Consider the following 15,395-nt stretch of genomic DNA (forward strand, 5'->3'; position numbering starts at 1 on the left):
TGGGCTCATGAAGGACCACCTCAGCAAGGGCGAGATCCGCAAGGACGCCGTGCAGGACACCGTCGAGGCCGCGGCCGCGACGGTGGGGCAGGTGGCCACGATCATCACCGGGGCCGTCCGCGACATCGCGGGCGCGGTGGGCGGGCTCGCGACCGAGCTCTTCGAGATCCGCGACTCCGCCCGCCGCGCGTCCGAGGCCAACGACCCCGACTAGCGGGTCGGCGCGTCAGCCGAAGGACATCCGGAAGTCGGCCTGGCGGAACGACGCGAGCTGCCGCGCGGGCCGCAGCCATCCGAGGGGGCCGTCCGCGGCGAAGTCCCACCGGCCGCGGCACGGCAGCGCCTTGGCCGAGCCCTGGAGGACGGCCGAGCGGTCCTCGCCGTCCGTGTCCTCGATGCCGGGCTGCCAGGTGCTGGCCTTGAACGGGGTCCGTGGCATCGCGCGCGACACGTCGGTGAACGACGCCGACGCGATCGGCCTGCGGCCGAACGAGGCCGACCAGTCGGTCGAGGACAGTGGGCCGCGGTGCGCGGTGTCGAGGTCGAAGTCGCACAGGCCCTTCGGGATCGCCCAGAGCTCCCGGCCGCCGGCCACCGACGCGGGGGAGTCGACCCAGATGTCGGTGATCGAGACGCGGCGGCCCCTGCCCTCGGGCGCGGGGATCGGCCGGGCGACCAGGAGCTCGGAGTAGGTGAGCGGGCTCCCGGGCTCGTAGCTGACGAACGCAGCGCCGTAGATGCCCGCCGGCCGGAGCTCGTCGACCGGCTCACGCAGCCGGAACAGAGTGAGCCAGAGCTGCCCCACCATGGGCCAGGGGGCGGGCGGGTACGCCGTCGCGTCGGCCATGGCGACATCCTGCCGCACGCGGTTCACGCGCCGTAGCCGGAGCTCCCACTGCGGGTCATCACGACCTGGGTGATCGAGGCGGTCCTGCTCAGCCCGAGCAGCATGTCGACCACCGCGACGACGTCGCTGACCCGGATCATCGTCTTCGCCGGGATGGTGTCGGTGATCCAGGCCGACATGTCGGTCTCGACGTACCCCGGAGCGATCGCCGTGGCGCACACGCCGTTGCCGGACTCCTCCAGGTTGACGGTCTCCACCAGCGACATCAGAGCGGCCTTGCTGGCACCGTACGCGGCCAGGCCGGCTTCGGCGTACGCGCCGGTGATCGAGGAGAGCGCGACGATGCGGGCGGCGCGGCTGGCGTCCTCGACGGCGGCCTGCCGGAGCAGCGGGAGCGCCGCCTGGGTGAGCAGGAAGCCGGAGGTGAAGTTGACCTGGAGGGTCTTGTGGAGCCGGTCGACCGGGAACGACGCGACGCTGCCGGCGGTGCCGACCCCGGCGTTGACGACCAGGCTGTTCATCGACCCGAAGGTCCGCGCGTGCAGCTCGACCACCTTGGTCGGAGCATCCGGGTCGGCCAGGTCGGCGGGTAGGTGGACCACCTCGGGTGCGCCGACGTCCCTCAGGTCGGCGGCCAGCGCGACCAGGTCGACCGCGGAGCGGGAGGTGACGGTGAGTCCGTATCCCTGGCGGGCCAGGCTCATCGCGACACCCCGCCCGATGCCCCTGGACGCGCCCGTCACGAGCGCCGACCTCATCGGCGTGCCCCGAGTGCTCCGAGTGCGTCGAGCCCGGCGGCCAGGAAGTGCGGAACCGCGAGTCCCGACGAGTCGAAGCCGGGCCCGGAGCCTGCGCCCGCACGGAAGCGATGGTCGATGCCGGCCGCGATGACCGCGACCTTGAAGTAGGCGAGCGCGAGGTGGAAGCCCCAGTCGGCCAGCGGTACGCCGCCCGCGGCTTCGTACGCGGCGGCCAGGCTGTCGACGTCGGGCAGCCGGTCACTGGTCCACGCGCTGGACCCGCCGACGATGAGATCGAAGGCGGGGAGCCGGTAGGCGCACATCATGGCGACGTCGGCCACGGGGTCGCCGATCGTGGACAGCTCCCAGTCGACGACGGCCCCGACCTCGGGAGCGCCCTCGACCCGCAGCAGGGTGTTGTCGATGCGGAAGTCGCCGTGCACGATCCCGGTCGCGCGCTGCTCGGGGATCGACGCTGCCAGCCGCGTCGACAGCGCGGTCGCGGCAGCCTGGACCTCCGCGTCGTCGGCACCGACCAGCTCCCACTGCCCGGACCAGCGCTTGATCTGCCGGGCGGCGTAGCCGTCCGGTGGACCGAAGCGCCCGAGTCCGACCGCGTGGTGGTCGATGCGGTGCAGTGCCGCCAGCACCTCCACCAGGTGGCCGATGACCGCCTCGAGGACCGGATCGCCGAGGGTCGCCAGCTCGGCGCGCGACTGGAAGGTGCGGCCCTCGACGAACCCGGCGACCGCGAACGGCGCACCCAGCGCCGACTCGTCCTCGCACACGGCGACCGCCGGGGGGACGGGCACCGCGGTGCCCCGGAGCGCGCGGGTCACGCGGTACTCGCGGACGACGTCGTGCGCCGAGGGGGTCCGGCCCGCACGCGGAGGCATGCGCAGCACCCAGCGGGAGGTGCCGTCCTCGAGGCGGAAGGTCAGGTTGGAGCGCCCTCTGGCGATCAACGTCGCGCGCAGCGGCCCGGCGACGTCGACGCCGGAGGAGCGCAGGTGCTCCGCGACAGCCGCGAGCTCCTCGCCAGACAGTGAGGTCACCGGGCTGCGCCCGCGATCGCGCGGACTGCGCGCTTGGCGATCGACCATCGGTGGACCTCGGAGGGGCCGTCGTAGATCCGGAACGCCCGGAGCTCGCGGGCGATCTTGGCCACGGGGAGGTCGGCGGAGACGCCGAGTCCGCCGCACATCTGGGTCGCCCGGTCCACGACCCGGTACAGCGCCTCGGCCGCGAAGGTCTTGGCGATCGAGGTCGACATCGAGGCCCGGGAGCCGGAGTCGAGATCGCGACAGGCGTCCAGGAGCAGGGCGCGGGTGGCAGCCAGGTCGATCTCGTTGTCCGCGATCATCTGCTGCACCATCCCGAGGCCGGCCAGCCGGGAGCCGAAGGCGCTTCGCTCGGCGGCGTACCGGACCGCGACCTCGTGCGCGCGCACGGCCGCTCCGGTCCAGCGCATCACGTGCGTCATCCGCGCCGGCCCGAGGCGCACCTGCGCGTAGTCGAAGCCCTCGTCCACGCCGCCGAGCACCTGGTCGTCCGGCACGAACACGTCGGTGAAGCTCATCTCGCAGTGGCCGCCCAGCATGGAGCGGTCGGTGGTCCGGACGTGGCGGACCACCTCGATGCCGGGCGTGTCCCCGAGGGCCAGGAACATGGTGGCTCCGCCGTGGGAGCCCGGCTCACCGCTGGTGCGGGCCATCACGATGTAGAACGAAGCGCCGTCGGCACCGGTGATGAACGTCTTGCGGCCGTTGATCAGCCAGCCGCCGTCCACCTTGGAGGCCCGGGTGGTGAGCAAGGTGGGGTCCGACCCCGCCCCGGGCGCCGGCTCGGTCATGGCGAACGCCGAGCGGTAGGTGCCCCGCACCAACGGCTCGAGGAACTCACGGCGTTGGCTCGGCGACGCGATGTGGTCGAGCATGTGCACGTTGCCCTCGTCGGGGGCGTTGAGGTTGAGTGCGATCGGCCCGAACAGGGAGTGGCCCGCCGCCTCGAAGACGGGAGCGCATTCACTCATCGAGAGGCCGAGGCCTCCGCAGTCGACGGGCCCGTGCGGGGCGAGGAGCCCGGCCTCCCGTGCCCGGGCCTGGAGGCGGGAGCGCAGCTCCGCACCGCCCGCGGCCTCGATGTCACCGTCGTGCTCGTCGTCGAGAGGGAGCACCTCCCTCCGGACGAACTCGCGGGTCGCGTCGACCACCGCCTGCATATCCTGCACGTCTTCTCCCTCTCGTCCCGACCGATCACTCGCTCGGGCATCGTGTCAGGCAGACCGTGCAGGGGTCAATGTGATCCAGGGGTCTCGCCGGTTCAGCGGCTGCCGATGAGGCCCCGCGCCATGGTCAGGTGGCGCTCGACGAGGTCCTCCGGGGACAGCGGGCCGTCCTCTCGGTACCAGGAGGCGACGCCGACACACAGCGTCGAGACCGCGCGGGCGGCGTCCTTCGGATGCTCGGTGGCGAAGTCGCCGCTGGCGTGTCCGGCGGCGATCACCTCCTCCAGCATCCGCTGCTGCTCGTCGCGCAGGGCGACGTAGTCGACGCGGTTGTCGGGGAGCAGGCTGCGGATCTCGCTCGAGGCGACGAACGCCTGCGTGCGCCGGAACATGTGGAAGCGGAGCAGTGACTCGACGAGCGTGTCGAACCGGGACGCCGGCTCGGCCTCGGCGGACTCCAGTGCCGCGCGGCTGCGGTCGAGCAGTTCCTGCATCACCGCGACCATCAGGTCCATCAAGATGTCCTGCTTGGAGCGGTAGTGATGGTAGACACCGGGGACCGACAGGCCGGCCCGCGCGGCGATGTCGCGGATGCTGGTGCCGTGGTACCCCTGCTCGGCGAAGGCACCCAGTGCCGCATCGAGCACCCGGGGCAGCGTGGCTGGCCCGTACTCGCGCCAGTCCGCGCCGGTCGTCATGGGAGCACTCTAGGGTGCCCGGCGATGCGGCTACGAACCCGTGCCCGGCGACGACTTCCCGGGTCCCGCGGCGGTGATCCCGGCGAGCACCACCTCGGTGAACCGGTCGGCGACCTCCTCGGGACTCATCGCGCCGTTCGGGCTCAACCAGAGGTAGGAGTAGTTGAACATGCCGAGGATCCCCTTGACGACGATGGGTTCGACCATCGTGAACTCTCCGGTGGCCATCCCCTTCTCGACCGCGCGGCGCCAGAGGCTCTCGTAGTCCTCACGGGCCGCCATGACCTCCTGGCGGCCGTCGCCGCTGAGTCCGGTGTACTCGCGGAAGAACACCGTCCACTCCGCGCGGAGCGTGGCGATGTTGCGCATGAGGGCCCGGGCGAGCGCGCGGACCATCTCGGTCGCGGACGTGTCCTGCTCGACGATGTCGCGCGCGGTCGGCAGCAGCTGGTCGATCGCGTCCATGCTGATCGCGTGGAGCAGGGCCTCCTTGCTGCCGATGTGGTAGTAGAGGGCGCCGCGGCCCAGGCCCACGGCGTCGGTCAGCGCGGCCATCCCCGTGGCGTGGTATCCGTCTCGGGCGAACAGCTCCGCGGCGATGCGCCGGATCCTGACCTTCGTGTCGCCCTCGTGGGCCCCGTCACTCATTGCTCTCGATTCTATCGGTCAGTGGGCGCTCTCGGAGGGGCATTGACCGACCCCGGAAAGCCGGTCCAGCGGCTTTGAGATTCTTTGCGGTCCTCGTTGACACCGTCGTTTGACGAGAGCCATACTCGCTCTGTACCGATCGGTCAGTCAAGCGATGTTGCATTCGACCGTCGAGGGGTCGGTACCGGCCGCCTGGCGCGACGCAATTGCAGATCTGGTCTGCCATGTAAGCGGCCGTCGGGGCGCGCTCGACGTAGAACATGTGAATTTTTCGTTACGAAAGAACCGGAGATAGAGCATGGAAGTCTCGCTGATGATGCCCACCCACGGCTTGTTGTTCCGGAATGAGGAGAACGCGTTTCTCCCCGCTCCCGACAGGAATGTCGACGTGGTCGAGGTGGCGCAGCTCGCCGAGCGGCTCGACTACCACTCGCTCTGGTTCTCCGACCACGTGCTGATGACCCGGTCCAGCGATTCCGGGCACCCCGCCAACTGGTCCGGCGAGCGGGCGTACCCGGGTGACGCCTACATGCTCGACGGTCTCGTCTCGATGGGGGCGGTGGCCGCCGCCACGACGCGGATCCGCTTCTCGCCGAGTGTGCTGATCAGCCCCTACCGGCACCCGCTGCACGATGCGCGCCAGCTGGCCGCGGCCGACATCATCTCCGGTGGCCGCCTCATCGCCGGGGTCGGTGCGGGCTGGATGAAGGAGGAGTTCGACGCCCTCGGCCTCCCCTTCGAGGCCCGGGGCCGGATGCTCGAGGAGTGCGTCGAGATCTACCTCAAGTCGTGGCATGACGAGTGGGTCGACTACGACGGCGAGTTCTACCGGTTCAAGGACGTCTCCATGAACCCCAAGCCGATCCAGGAGAACGTCCCGATTGTCTTCGGCGCGGCCACCAAGGCCGGTGCCCGCCGGGCCGCCAAGTGGGGGTCGGGCCTGTACCTGCTCTTCCTCGACCCGTACCCGGACCCGACGCGCTACAACAAGCTGCACGACGAGCTGCTCCGCCAGCTCGACGACCTGGGACGCAACGGCGACGAGTTCGAGTTCTCCGTCATGGTCTCCGCCCGGCCCACCGACGCCGGCGCGCCCGAGTCGAAGGCGGCAACGCGCAAGGCCCTGACCGGGACCCCCGACCAGGTCCTGACCGACATGGAGGCGTTCGCCGAGGCCGGCTACTCGCGCTGCGTGGTGCACCTCGACGTCCAGTCCGGCACCTACGACGAGTACCTCGAGCTGGTCGAGCGCTTCGGCGACATCATCCCCGAGGCCAAGAAGATCCCGGTACGCGCACCCGCCCTGTGACGGTCCAGCGAGAGGAGGGACGCCGCCCATGCTGCGTCGCATTTCTGTTCCCGAGCTCCACGAGCTGGCGGCGGGGATCGGGTGGTTCGATCTCGACGCCGACGACGCGGCCGAGTACGCCGAGCTGATCTCGACCGTGCTCGGCACGCTCGACCTCGTGGACGACCACGACCTCTCGACGCGTGCCGGCCCGGCCGGGCCGAGCGCCGCTGGGAGCGACCTGGAGGTCATCCGCAGCGCTGGCCGGCGGCCGACCCCGGACGAGGACCCGCTGAACGCCGTGGTGCGATGGGTCGACGTCCGGGCGGTGAACGGTGACGGCGTCCTCTCCGGGCTGAAGGTGGGGCTGAAGGACTCGGTGTCGGTGGCCGGCGTGCCCTTGACGCTCGGCGGAGCCGTGCTACGGGGGTTCTGCCCGCCCGTGGACAGCGTCGTCACTGAGCGGCTGCTGCGCGCCGGAGCCCGGATCACCGCGATCACGAACATGGACGACTTCGCGTTCTCGGGCGGCGGTGACTCCAGTGCCTACGGTCCGATCCTCAACCCGTTCGACCTCCGCAGGAGCGCCGGCGGATCGTCGGGTGGATCGGCCGCCGCGTTGGCGTACGACGGGATCGTCGACGGCGCGATCGGCACCGACCAGGGCGGCAGCATCCGGGTCCCCGCGGCGTGGTGCGGGGTGCTGGGCCTCAAGCCGACCCATGGTCTGGTGCCGTACACCGGCATCGCCGGGATCGACGCGACGTTCGACCACGCCGGTCCGATCGCGCGCAGCGTGGACGTCCTCGGCCGGCTGCTGCTGGCCATCGCCGGACCGCACGAGAGCGATCCGCGGCAGGCGGCGACCACGTTCGACCCCGACACCGTCACCGCTGCGCTCGAGTCGACCGCGGACGACTTCCGGGGGGTGCGGATCGGCCTCCTCGCTGAGGGCTTCTCCGAGGACGACGAGCCCCGTCGGCAGACGTCCGAAGCGGTCCGGGCCGTAGCCGGGCGCCTCGGGGACGCCGGTGCCGTCGTCGCCGAGGTGAGCGTCCCCGAGCACCTCCAAGGAGGCGGGGTCGCGTTCGCCGGGTTCATCGAGGGCATGGCAGCCACCGCACTCGGCGGTGGCAACGGCTATCACTGGAAGGGGCGCTACGCCCCCGAGTTCGCCGCCGCCCTGAACGCCGGCCTCCGCAGCCGGGGCAACGAGCTCCCACCCCAGATCAAGATGGTGGCCCTCCTGGGTGAGCACCTGCGCCGCTACTACGGGGGATCCGTGTACGCGGCGGCCCAGAACCAGCGGGCGTGGCTGCGCGCCGCCTATGACGCGGCCCTGCAGCAGGTCGACTTCCTGGTCCTGCCCACCACGCCGTACGCGACATTCGAGCACCTGGATTCCCTCGGTCTCGCCGAGAAGGCGCTGAGGGGTTGGGAGCCATTGTCGAACTGCGCCCAGACCGACATGACCGGGCATCCCGCGATCTCGATTCCCGCCGCCTCGGTCGACGGTCTGCCGGTCGGTGTCATGGTGATCGGCCGGCACGGTGACGACGGACGCCTGATCGAATTCGCCAGCCGTTACGAACGGCGCTTCGGCTGGGATTCCGCCATTCCCGATCCGCGTTAGCGCGAACCATTTCCAGTACGTCCTCTCGGGAGGAACCCGCTTTGCACCGAACGAAGTACAACGAGAGGACAGGCACCATGAGAAAATCACGTCGGATCTCGTCCGCGCTGGCGGTCGTGCTCGCCGTGGCCGGGCTCGCCGCGTGCGGATCGTCGGACTCGGAGGAGGCACCGTCCAGCGGCGAGCAGCTGGCGGATATCGACGAGCTGATCATCGGCGCCTCGGTGGCCAAGACGGGCGCCCAGACGTTCTACGGCGGGCCCGCCATGGTGTCGGTGCAGGAGGCCATCGACGACATCAACGCCGCGGGCGGGGTGGACGGCAAGCAGATCAGGCTGATCTGGGAGGACTCCCAGACCGACTTCGCCAAGAGCGCCGCCGCGGCCGAGAAGGTCATCGCCGAGGGCGCCCACGTGCTGCTCGTGGACTGCGACTTCGACTACGGGGTGCCGGCCGCGCAGGTCGCCCAGGAACGGGGTCTGGTGGCGATGAACCTGTGCGCGGGATCGCCGCGCGCCGGTGACCCGACGATCCTGCCCACGGGCTTCTCGATGGGTATCGCGACCAACGTCGAGGCGGCCGCCATCGCCGAGCACGCCTACAACGAACTGGGCTACCGGACCGTCTACCAGCTTCGGGACAACTCGATCGAGTACAGCAAGTCCGTCTGCGACTACTTCGCCGACGCCTGGACGTCGCTCGGCGGCGAGATCGTCGGGGAGGATGAGTTCAGCAACTCAGACACCTCCCTGCAGAGCCAGGTGAGCAAGCTCCGCTCGGCCGAGGGCGACTACGACGCGATCAACCTGTGCACGTACAACCCGGGCCTGACCACCGCCGTTCGGCAGATCCGGGCCGCCGGGATCGACGCTGCGCTCCTCGGCAGCTTCACCTGGGACGGCGACAGCTGGCTCGGCGATGAGGGCGTGGGCGCTGTCTCCGACGTCTACTTCCCGGCGTACGCGAGCCTGTACGGCGACGACCCGCGGCCCAAGGTCAACGACCTGGTGCAGACGGTCGAGGCGGAGATGGGCACGGTGCCCTTCACCTCCTTCACGATCCCCGGCTACAGCGCGATCGAGGCGCTGGTGCGGGCGATCGAGGAGGCCGGGAGCACGGAGGCGGACGACGTGGTGGCGGCGCTCGAGACCTTCGAGAACGAAGAGCTCCTGGTCGGACCGGTCACCTACAACTCTGAGTCGCACATCCGCATGCTGGGTGAGAACGAGGTGGCGATCATGCAGGTCCAGGGCGGCAAGCCGAGCTTCGTCGAGATGGTGACGCCCGCGTCGGTGCCGAAGCCGTAGTCCGGATCGGTCGCGGACCATTCGCAGAACCACGAGAACGAGGGACGAGGAGCCATGGCTGTGCTCGCATGCGAGCGAGTGTCCGTACTGCGCGGTGGTGTGCAGGCGCTCAAGGACGTCAGTGTGGAGGTCGTTGCCGGCCAGGTCGTCGGCCTGATCGGTCCCAACGGGGCCGGCAAGACCACGCTGCTCGACGTGCTGAGCGGGTTCCTCGCCCCTGTCTCGGGCACCATCTCGATCGACGGCGCCGACGTGACGGGGTTGGTCGCGAGCCGCCGGGCCCGGGAGGGTATCCACCGCACGTTCCAAGGGTCCCGGCTGTTCAGCAACCTGAGCGTCGAGGAGAACGTCCTCATCGGTGCCGTCTCGATGGGCGCGTCCCGGGCCGAGGCCCAGGCTCGCGCCGACGACCTGATCCGCGCGTTGGAGCTCGAGGACGTACGACACCGTCGCTGCCGGTCGCTGCCGCAGGGGGTGACCCAGCGCATCGTGCTGGCGCGGGCACTGTCCACCCAGCCGCGGTTCCTGCTGCTGGACGAGCCCGCCGCCGGGCTGTCCGAGGTCGAGACCGAGGAGTTCGAGGCGTTGCTGAAGCGCGCGCAGGAGGAGGGGGCCGCGATCTTGGTGGTCGAGCACGACATGCGGTTCGTGGAGTCGGTCTGCGGGACCGCCTACGTCCTCACCGAGGGCGAGCTGCTCTTCCACGGCACAGTGCAGGAGACCTTCGAGAGTGCTGCCGTGCAGGCGGCCTATCTCGGTGAGACGGGCTCGGAGCCGGCGTCGTGACGGGGACGCGAAAGGCCTCGACGCTCGCCGTCGCGTCGCTCACGGTGCAGTACGGCCGGCGCACGGCCCTCGAGGACGCGAGCCTGGTCATCGAGCCGGGCTCGGTGACCAGCGTCGTGGGTCCCAACGGCGCGGGGAAGTCCACCCTGCTGAACTGCGTGGCGGGACTGGTGAAGCCGCACCGTGGCACGGTGCACCTGGGCGACGTCGACGTGACCGGTGTGTCTGCCGAGCGGGTGGTCCGGTCGGGGCTGGCCCTCGTGCCCGAGGGCAAGCACGTGTTCACCACGCTGACGGTCGAGGAGAACCTCAGACTGGCCGCGGCACCATTCGGACGCGACACGAAGCGGGTCCGCGTGGCCGACCACCTCGTGCTGTTCCCGAAGCTGCAGGGCCGCCTGGCCCAACGCGCGTCGTACCTGTCCGGCGGTGAGCAGCAGCAGCTCATGATCGCGAGGGCACTCGTCGGTTCGCCGGCGTTCCTGCTGCTCGACGAGCCGTCGATGGGCCTGGCGCCGCAGGTCGTAGAGGAGGTCTTCGCGATCCTGCGACGGCTCGCCGACCAGGGCGTCGGGATCTTGTTGGTCGAGCAGTTCGTGGCTCAGGCGGTCTCGATCTCGGAACGGGTCCACGTCCTGGCGCGAGGCCGGCTCCAGCCGGGGGTGACCGGCGCCGAGGCGCGTGCCTCCATCGAGGCAGGGACGTTCTTCGAGGCGTACTCCGGTCGCCGGAGTGACCCACTGACGAAGCCGGGCGAGTCGCTTGGCAGCTCCGGACGAGTTGAGGGGAGAGCTGAGTGAACGAGGTGCTCCAGGCGCTGGCCGACGCCGTCAGTGCCGGCAGCCTCTACGCGATCATCGCGTTGGGCATCGCCCTGATCTTCGGCGTCATGCGCCTGGTGAACATGGCGTACGGCGAGACGATCGTGGCCACGGCGTACGCCGCCTACTTCCTGCAGGACCAGCCGGCCTGGGTCTTGATCCCGGGCATGATCGTGGTCGGCATCGGGCTCTCGGTGCTCATCGAGCGGGTCGCCTTCCGGCCGCTGCGCAGCGCCAGCCCGACAACGATGCTGATCGCCGCGTTCGCGGTCGGCTTCATCCTCCAGAACGCCGCGCTCGCGACGGTGGGCGCGAGCCCCCGGGCGATCGCGGCCGGATCGTCGCTCGCGACGTCGCAGTCGATCGGCCCCGTCAACGTCCCCGGGTACAGCATCGTCACGGTGCTGGCCGTGGTCGTCATCGTCGTGGTGCTGCGCACCTTCTTGATGCGGACCTCGCTCGGGATCGGGATGCGGGCGGCCTCGGAGGACTTCGACGCTGCCCGGCTGATCGGTGTCAAGGCCAACTCGGTCATCCGGGTTGCCTTCGTCCTCAGCGGTGCGATCGCCGGGGTCGTCGGCTACCTGCTGATCGCCGCGACCGGCGGGATCACCCCGACGAGTGGTCTCGCCCCTGCGCTGCTCGGGTTCATCGCCGTCGTGGTCGGGGGGATGGGGAGCCTCGGCGCCGCCGCCCTGGGCGGCTTCCTGCTCGGCGCGGTGACCCAGATCCTGCAGTACCTCTTGCCCACCGATCTCCTGGTGTTCCGGGACGCGCTGCTCTTCGCCGGAGTGCTGCTGCTCCTCGTGTGGCGACCCCAGGGACTCTTCATCCGCACCAGCTCGGTTCTCGACCGTGCCTAGACCCGTGCGTGCAGAACTCATCAGGCCCCGCAGGGAGCGCGACGTGACCGACACCGACTCGAAGACGACCGCGAGGACCCTGGGATCGCGGTGGCTCGCCACCGCTCCCGACTGGACGACACCGATCGCGCTGACCGCGCTGGTCCTCGCCTCGTTCGGACTCATGAGCGTGCTGGGCTTCGGGAGGACCGGCGTCGAGGCGTTGATCATGCTGGTGGCGGTCATCGGTCTCTACTCGTACTCCGGAGTCACCGGGATCCCCAGCTTCGGCCACGTCGGGTTCATGGCGGTCGGCGGCTACGTCGCCACCCTGCTGACCCTTCCGGTCGCGATCAAGTCCTACCGACTGCCCGGCCTCCCGACGGCTCTGGCCACCACGGAGCTGGACCCGTACCTGGCGCTGGTGATCGCCTTCGTCGCCGGCGTGCTCGTCGCGGCGCTCTTCGGGTTGCTGATCTGGCGCCTGAACGGGCTGGCCGCGGGCATCTCGACGCTGGCGCTGCTCCTGGTCATCTACAACGTCTCGAGCGGGTGGGAGGACGTCACGGGCGGCCGGGGCGCCGTGCCGGGAGTGCCGCACATCTCCGGGGCCGGGCCCGCCCTGGTCGTGGCGATCGCCGCGATCTGGCTGACCTGTGCCTTCGTGTCCACCAGGCAGGCGCGCTTCGCGCAGGCCGCGCGTGAGGACGAGGCCGCCGCCCGCGCGGTGGGGATCCGGATCAACCTGGCCAGGTGGGTCGCGCTCACCTGCAGCGGGGGCACGATGGCGCTGGCCGGAGCGCTCTACGTGTACTTCGTGGGGTCCATCAGCCCCGACTTCTTCTACGTCGCCATGATGTTCACGCTCCTGACCTACCTCGTCGTGGGCGGGATGATGAGCATCACCGGCGCGGTCATCGGGACGCTCGCCGTGCAGATGCTGCGGCAGCTCCTGGATCCTCTCGACAGTGGCTGGGACTTCGCGGGCTGGTCGTTCGACGGACGCCCCGGCCTGCGCTTCGTGGTCCTCGGCCTGCTCACCCTGGCGGTGCTGATCAAGCGACCCGGGGGATTGTTGAACGGGTACGAGCTCCGGCTGCCACTGCGCCGACGAGGAGCTCACGCGTGGCGGACATCCGGCGAGCCCGGCCCGTCGGCAGAGCGACCGCCGGCCTGACCGACAGCAGACGGGTCCGACGTGGACGCTCTCGCGTCACGAGGCCTACCCGGCGAGGTGACGTGGCCTGACAGCGGCGTCGATCTCGACCGGTGCGCGCTCGAGGGGCACGTGGTCGTCGTCACCGGAGCCGGCTCGGGACTCGGAGCGGGGTTTGCGGTGGCGCTGGCCCGGCCGGAGCCGACATCGTCCTCGCTGACCCGGCGTCGTCGCACACCGCCGGCATCGCGCTGGCGGTTGACGGTGGGATGTCCGGTCACTGAGCGACCGGCGTCAGCTCGACCCTTCGCGCAGCTCGGCGCGGCGGATCTTGCCGGTCTGCGTCTTCGGCAGGCTCTCGATGACGTGGACCTCCCGGGGCGCCTTGTAGGCAGCGAGGCGGTCGCGGGCGAACGCGATGAGCTCTGACGGTGGGGTGTCTCGGCCCGCCGACGTGAGCGAGACGTAGGCCACCACGCGCTCGCCGCGGTAGTCGTCCGGCTCCCCGACCACGGCAGCCTCGTGCACCGCCGGGTGCTCGTAGAGCACGTCCTCGACCTCGCGGGGCCATACCTTGTAGCCGGAGGAGTTGATCTGGTCCTTCAATCGGTCGACGAGGTAGATCCAGCCCTGCTCGTCGATGATCGCGCCGTCGCCCGTCCGGAGCCGCCCCTCGGGCATCGTCGCGGCCGTGGCATCGGGATTGCGCCAGTACCCGGGGACCACCTGGGGGCCGCTCATCTCGAGCTCGCCCTGGGTGCCGGGTGCGACCGGATCGCCCTGCGCGTCGATCACGCGGACCGTGAGGTTCGGGACCGGCACGCCGATCGAGAGGGTCCCGCTCGGCTCGTGCACCGGGGCCTGGACCCCGGGCGGGACGGCCACGACGGCGGAAGCCGTCTCGGTCATCCCGTAGCAGTTGTGGATGTAGATGCCGAAGCGTTGGACGAACCGCTCGATGGTCGCCGGCGGGATCGGCGCCCCGCCGGAGAACAGGAGCCGGACGGAGGCGAAGTGCTGGCGACCCGCATCCGGGATCTCGTAGAGCGCGTTGAACGCGGTGATGGAGCCGATGGTGAACGTGATGCCGTGCTCGGCGAACGCGTCGAGAACGACCTCGGGCTGGAACCGGTGGGTGAACACCAGGGTGGCCCCGTGGACCAGCGCCACTGCGGCGTTCACGACCGCGCCGGTGATGTGGAACAGAGGGGCCAGTGCGAGCACGACGTCCTCGCGGCCGAGCTCGATCCAGGAGCCGTACGTCGCGATGACGTTGAGCATGTTGGCGTGCGTGATCATCGCGCCCTTGGGCGGGCCCGTCGTCCCCGAGGTGTACGCGAGCAGCGCGACGGTGTCGGGCATGACCGTGCCGGGCGCGACTGCCGGCTGCCGGTCCCGGTGCTGCTCGACGATGGCCAGCAGGTCGCCGTCGCTGGAGGGCTCGGCGCGCTGGGTCGTCGCGAAGACCCGAGGGTCGTTCCGGGTCTGGAAGTCGAGCGAGGACGTGGTGACCAGCCACGAGACCGTGCTTCCCGCGAGCGTCTCGCGGGTCTCGGCCAGGTCGGTGTCGCTGCAGATCATCCCGACGGCGCCGGCGTCGTCGACGAGGCGGCGCAGCTCGAGCTTGCGGTACATGGGGTTCAACAGGAGCGCGGCGGCGCCGAGCTTCCACAGCGCCAGCAGCGCGACGGCGTACTGCGGCGTGTTCTGAAGGTAGATCCCCACGTGGTCACCCAGGCGCACCCCACGCTCCTGGAGGCCCACGGCGAACGCATCGGAGATCCGGTCGAGCTCCGCGGCCGTCAGCGAGCCGTCGAAGTACCGCACCGCGGTCGCGTCCGGATCCGCGGCGACGCGCGCCGTCCAGGCGTCGACCACGGTCGGCCACGGCGGCGCGATCCGGAGCGGGAGATCGGGGGGGTACAGCGCGAACCACGAGGGGTTGGGTGCCATCATCCACATCTCCTATACCGATCGGTCGCTCGGTCTGTTAGCATTCGGCAGCTTGACCGCATTGTCAAGCAGGATCGGCCGAGCCGGGACGCTCACGCCGCGCCTGCGACGAAGGTGACGAACCGAGGTGGGAGTGCGCATGGCCGGAGACCTGGTCGACCAGGGAGCTGCGCGTCCGTGTCCGGGAGGAGCCCGGTGAAGATCGCTGTGGCGAGAGAGACCCGGGAGGGCGAGGCGCGGGTGGCGTTGGTGCCTGAGCTGGTGGGCAAGCTGACCGGCCTGGGGTACGACGTGGTGGTGGAGCCCGACGCGGGCCGGCATGCGTTGATCGCGGATGCCGACTACGAGGCCGCGGGCGCGTCGGTGGACGCGGGCGCGGTGGAGCAGGCGGACGTGCTGGTCTCGGTCCAGCCACCGGGCACGGACGTGGTGCGGCGCCTGCGGTCGGG

15 protein-coding genes and 1 pseudogene are annotated in these 15,395 nt (G+C 70.5%); 9 read left to right on the top strand and 7 right to left on the bottom strand.

Going from position 1 to position 15,395, the window contains the following annotated elements:
• The first annotated feature begins 7 nt into the window (after window positions 1-7).
• On the top strand, window positions 8-214 hold the full coding sequence (locus ACYQ0U_RS03480) for a hypothetical protein (protein WP_459969439.1): 207 nt from the start codon (window positions 8-10) through the stop codon (window positions 212-214).
• 12 nt (window positions 215-226) lie between these two features.
• Here the strand turns inward: ACYQ0U_RS03480 and ACYQ0U_RS03485 are convergent, their stop codons facing one another.
• The 6 genes from ACYQ0U_RS03485 to ACYQ0U_RS03510 form a co-directional block, all read right to left on the bottom strand.
• Window positions 227-847 (bottom strand): acetoacetate decarboxylase family protein, encoded by a 621-nt coding sequence (locus tag ACYQ0U_RS03485; RefSeq protein WP_459969441.1) that lies wholly within the window; start codon window positions 845-847, stop codon window positions 227-229.
• 23 nt (window positions 848-870) lie between these two features.
• Window positions 871-1,605, bottom strand: coding sequence for an SDR family NAD(P)-dependent oxidoreductase (locus ACYQ0U_RS03490; RefSeq protein WP_459969443.1), 735 nt, complete (start codon window positions 1,603-1,605; stop codon window positions 871-873).
• The gene (locus tag ACYQ0U_RS03495) at window positions 1,602-2,642 is read right to left on the bottom strand and encodes a phosphotransferase family protein (RefSeq protein ID WP_459969446.1); all 1,041 of its coding nucleotides are present in this window, start codon (window positions 2,640-2,642) and stop codon (window positions 1,602-1,604) included. Before ACYQ0U_RS03495 ends, ACYQ0U_RS03490 begins: the two co-directional genes overlap by 4 nt.
• The gene (locus tag ACYQ0U_RS03500; RefSeq protein ID WP_459969484.1) at window positions 2,639-3,808 is read right to left on the bottom strand and encodes an acyl-CoA dehydrogenase family protein; all 1,170 of its coding nucleotides are present in this window, start codon (window positions 3,806-3,808) and stop codon (window positions 2,639-2,641) included. The genes ACYQ0U_RS03495 and ACYQ0U_RS03500 overlap by 4 nt, the downstream gene beginning before the upstream one ends.
• Window positions 3,809-3,909: 101 nt before the next feature.
• Complete coding sequence (locus ACYQ0U_RS03505; RefSeq protein ID WP_459969448.1) at window positions 3,910-4,512, bottom strand: TetR/AcrR family transcriptional regulator; 603 nt, start codon at window positions 4,510-4,512, stop codon at window positions 3,910-3,912.
• 30 nt (window positions 4,513-4,542) lie between these two features.
• Window positions 4,543-5,160 carry a TetR/AcrR family transcriptional regulator gene (locus ACYQ0U_RS03510; protein WP_459969450.1) on the bottom strand — a complete coding sequence of 206 codons (618 nt, stop codon included), beginning with the start codon at window positions 5,158-5,160 and terminating at the stop codon, window positions 4,543-4,545.
• Between the two features lie 388 nt (window positions 5,161-5,548).
• Between ACYQ0U_RS03510 and ACYQ0U_RS03515 the strand changes: the two genes are divergently transcribed.
• The 7 genes from ACYQ0U_RS03515 (at window position 5,549) to ACYQ0U_RS03545 (ending at window position 13,014) form a co-directional block, all read left to right on the top strand.
• Entirely contained in the window at window positions 5,549-6,469 is a 921-nt protein-coding gene (locus ACYQ0U_RS03515; protein WP_459969452.1) for a TIGR03619 family F420-dependent LLM class oxidoreductase, read from the top strand.
• Window positions 6,470-6,497: 28 nt separating this feature from the next.
• Window positions 6,498-8,081 carry an amidase family protein gene (locus ACYQ0U_RS03520; protein ID WP_459969454.1) on the top strand — a complete coding sequence of 528 codons (1,584 nt, stop codon included), beginning with the start codon at window positions 6,498-6,500 and terminating at the stop codon, window positions 8,079-8,081.
• A 77-nt stretch (window positions 8,082-8,158) separates the two neighbouring features.
• Window positions 8,159-9,388, top strand: coding sequence for an ABC transporter substrate-binding protein (locus ACYQ0U_RS03525; protein ID WP_459969456.1), 1,230 nt, complete (start codon window positions 8,159-8,161; stop codon window positions 9,386-9,388).
• Between the two features lie 54 nt (window positions 9,389-9,442).
• Window positions 9,443-10,174, top strand: a complete 732-nt coding sequence (locus tag ACYQ0U_RS03530; protein ID WP_459969458.1) for an ABC transporter ATP-binding protein — start codon at window positions 9,443-9,445, stop codon at window positions 10,172-10,174.
• On the top strand, window positions 10,171-10,974 hold the full coding sequence (locus ACYQ0U_RS03535; RefSeq protein ID WP_459969460.1) for an ABC transporter ATP-binding protein: 804 nt from the start codon (window positions 10,171-10,173) through the stop codon (window positions 10,972-10,974). The genes ACYQ0U_RS03530 and ACYQ0U_RS03535 overlap by 4 nt, the downstream gene beginning before the upstream one ends.
• On the top strand, window positions 10,971-11,858 hold the full coding sequence (locus ACYQ0U_RS03540) for a branched-chain amino acid ABC transporter permease (RefSeq protein WP_459969462.1): 888 nt from the start codon (window positions 10,971-10,973) through the stop codon (window positions 11,856-11,858). The genes ACYQ0U_RS03535 and ACYQ0U_RS03540 overlap by 4 nt, the downstream gene beginning before the upstream one ends.
• Window positions 11,859-11,901: 43 nt before the next feature.
• The gene (locus ACYQ0U_RS03545) at window positions 11,902-13,014 is read left to right on the top strand and encodes a branched-chain amino acid ABC transporter permease (protein WP_459969464.1); all 1,113 of its coding nucleotides are present in this window, start codon (window positions 11,902-11,904) and stop codon (window positions 13,012-13,014) included.
• A 273-nt stretch (window positions 13,015-13,287) separates the two neighbouring features.
• Here ACYQ0U_RS03545 and ACYQ0U_RS03550 read toward each other — a convergent pair whose 3' ends face one another.
• On the bottom strand, window positions 13,288-14,949 hold the full coding sequence (locus ACYQ0U_RS03550) for a class I adenylate-forming enzyme family protein (RefSeq protein WP_459969466.1): 1,662 nt from the start codon (window positions 14,947-14,949) through the stop codon (window positions 13,288-13,290).
• A gap of 192 nt (window positions 14,950-15,141) precedes the next feature.
• On the opposite strand from ACYQ0U_RS03550, the pseudogene ACYQ0U_RS03555 reads away from it, so the two are divergent.
• Window positions 15,142-15,395, top strand: a pseudogene (locus ACYQ0U_RS03555) (NAD(P)(+) transhydrogenase (Re/Si-specific) subunit alpha); the annotation flags it as partial.

It is taken from the genome of Nocardioides pyridinolyticus, assembly GCF_054653575.1.

Bases quoted from the DNA above. Each gene is read 5' to 3' on its own strand.
- ACYQ0U_RS03500 (WP_459969484.1), bottom strand. From the start codon at position 3,808: ATGCAGGCGGTGGTCGACGCGACCCGCGAGTTCGTCCGGAGGGAGGTG.
- ACYQ0U_RS03480 (WP_459969439.1), top strand. From the start codon at position 8: ATGAAGGACCACCTCAGCAAGGGCGAGATCCGCAAGGACGCCGTGCAG.
- ACYQ0U_RS03520 (WP_459969454.1), top strand. From the start codon at position 6,498: ATGCTGCGTCGCATTTCTGTTCCCGAGCTCCACGAGCTGGCGGCGGGG.
- ACYQ0U_RS03485 (WP_459969441.1), bottom strand. From the start codon at position 847: ATGGCCGACGCGACGGCGTACCCGCCCGCCCCCTGGCCCATGGTGGGG.
- ACYQ0U_RS03550 (WP_459969466.1), bottom strand. From the start codon at position 14,949: ATGATGGCACCCAACCCCTCGTGGTTCGCGCTGTACCCCCCCGATCTC.
- ACYQ0U_RS03490 (WP_459969443.1), bottom strand. From the start codon at position 1,605: ATGAGGTCGGCGCTCGTGACGGGCGCGTCCAGGGGCATCGGGCGGGGT.
- ACYQ0U_RS03505 (WP_459969448.1), bottom strand. From the start codon at position 4,512: ATGACGACCGGCGCGGACTGGCGCGAGTACGGGCCAGCCACGCTGCCC.
- ACYQ0U_RS03530 (WP_459969458.1), top strand. From the start codon at position 9,443: ATGGCTGTGCTCGCATGCGAGCGAGTGTCCGTACTGCGCGGTGGTGTG.
- ACYQ0U_RS03525 (WP_459969456.1), top strand. From the start codon at position 8,159: ATGAGAAAATCACGTCGGATCTCGTCCGCGCTGGCGGTCGTGCTCGCC.
- ACYQ0U_RS03510 (WP_459969450.1), bottom strand. From the start codon at position 5,160: ATGAGTGACGGGGCCCACGAGGGCGACACGAAGGTCAGGATCCGGCGC.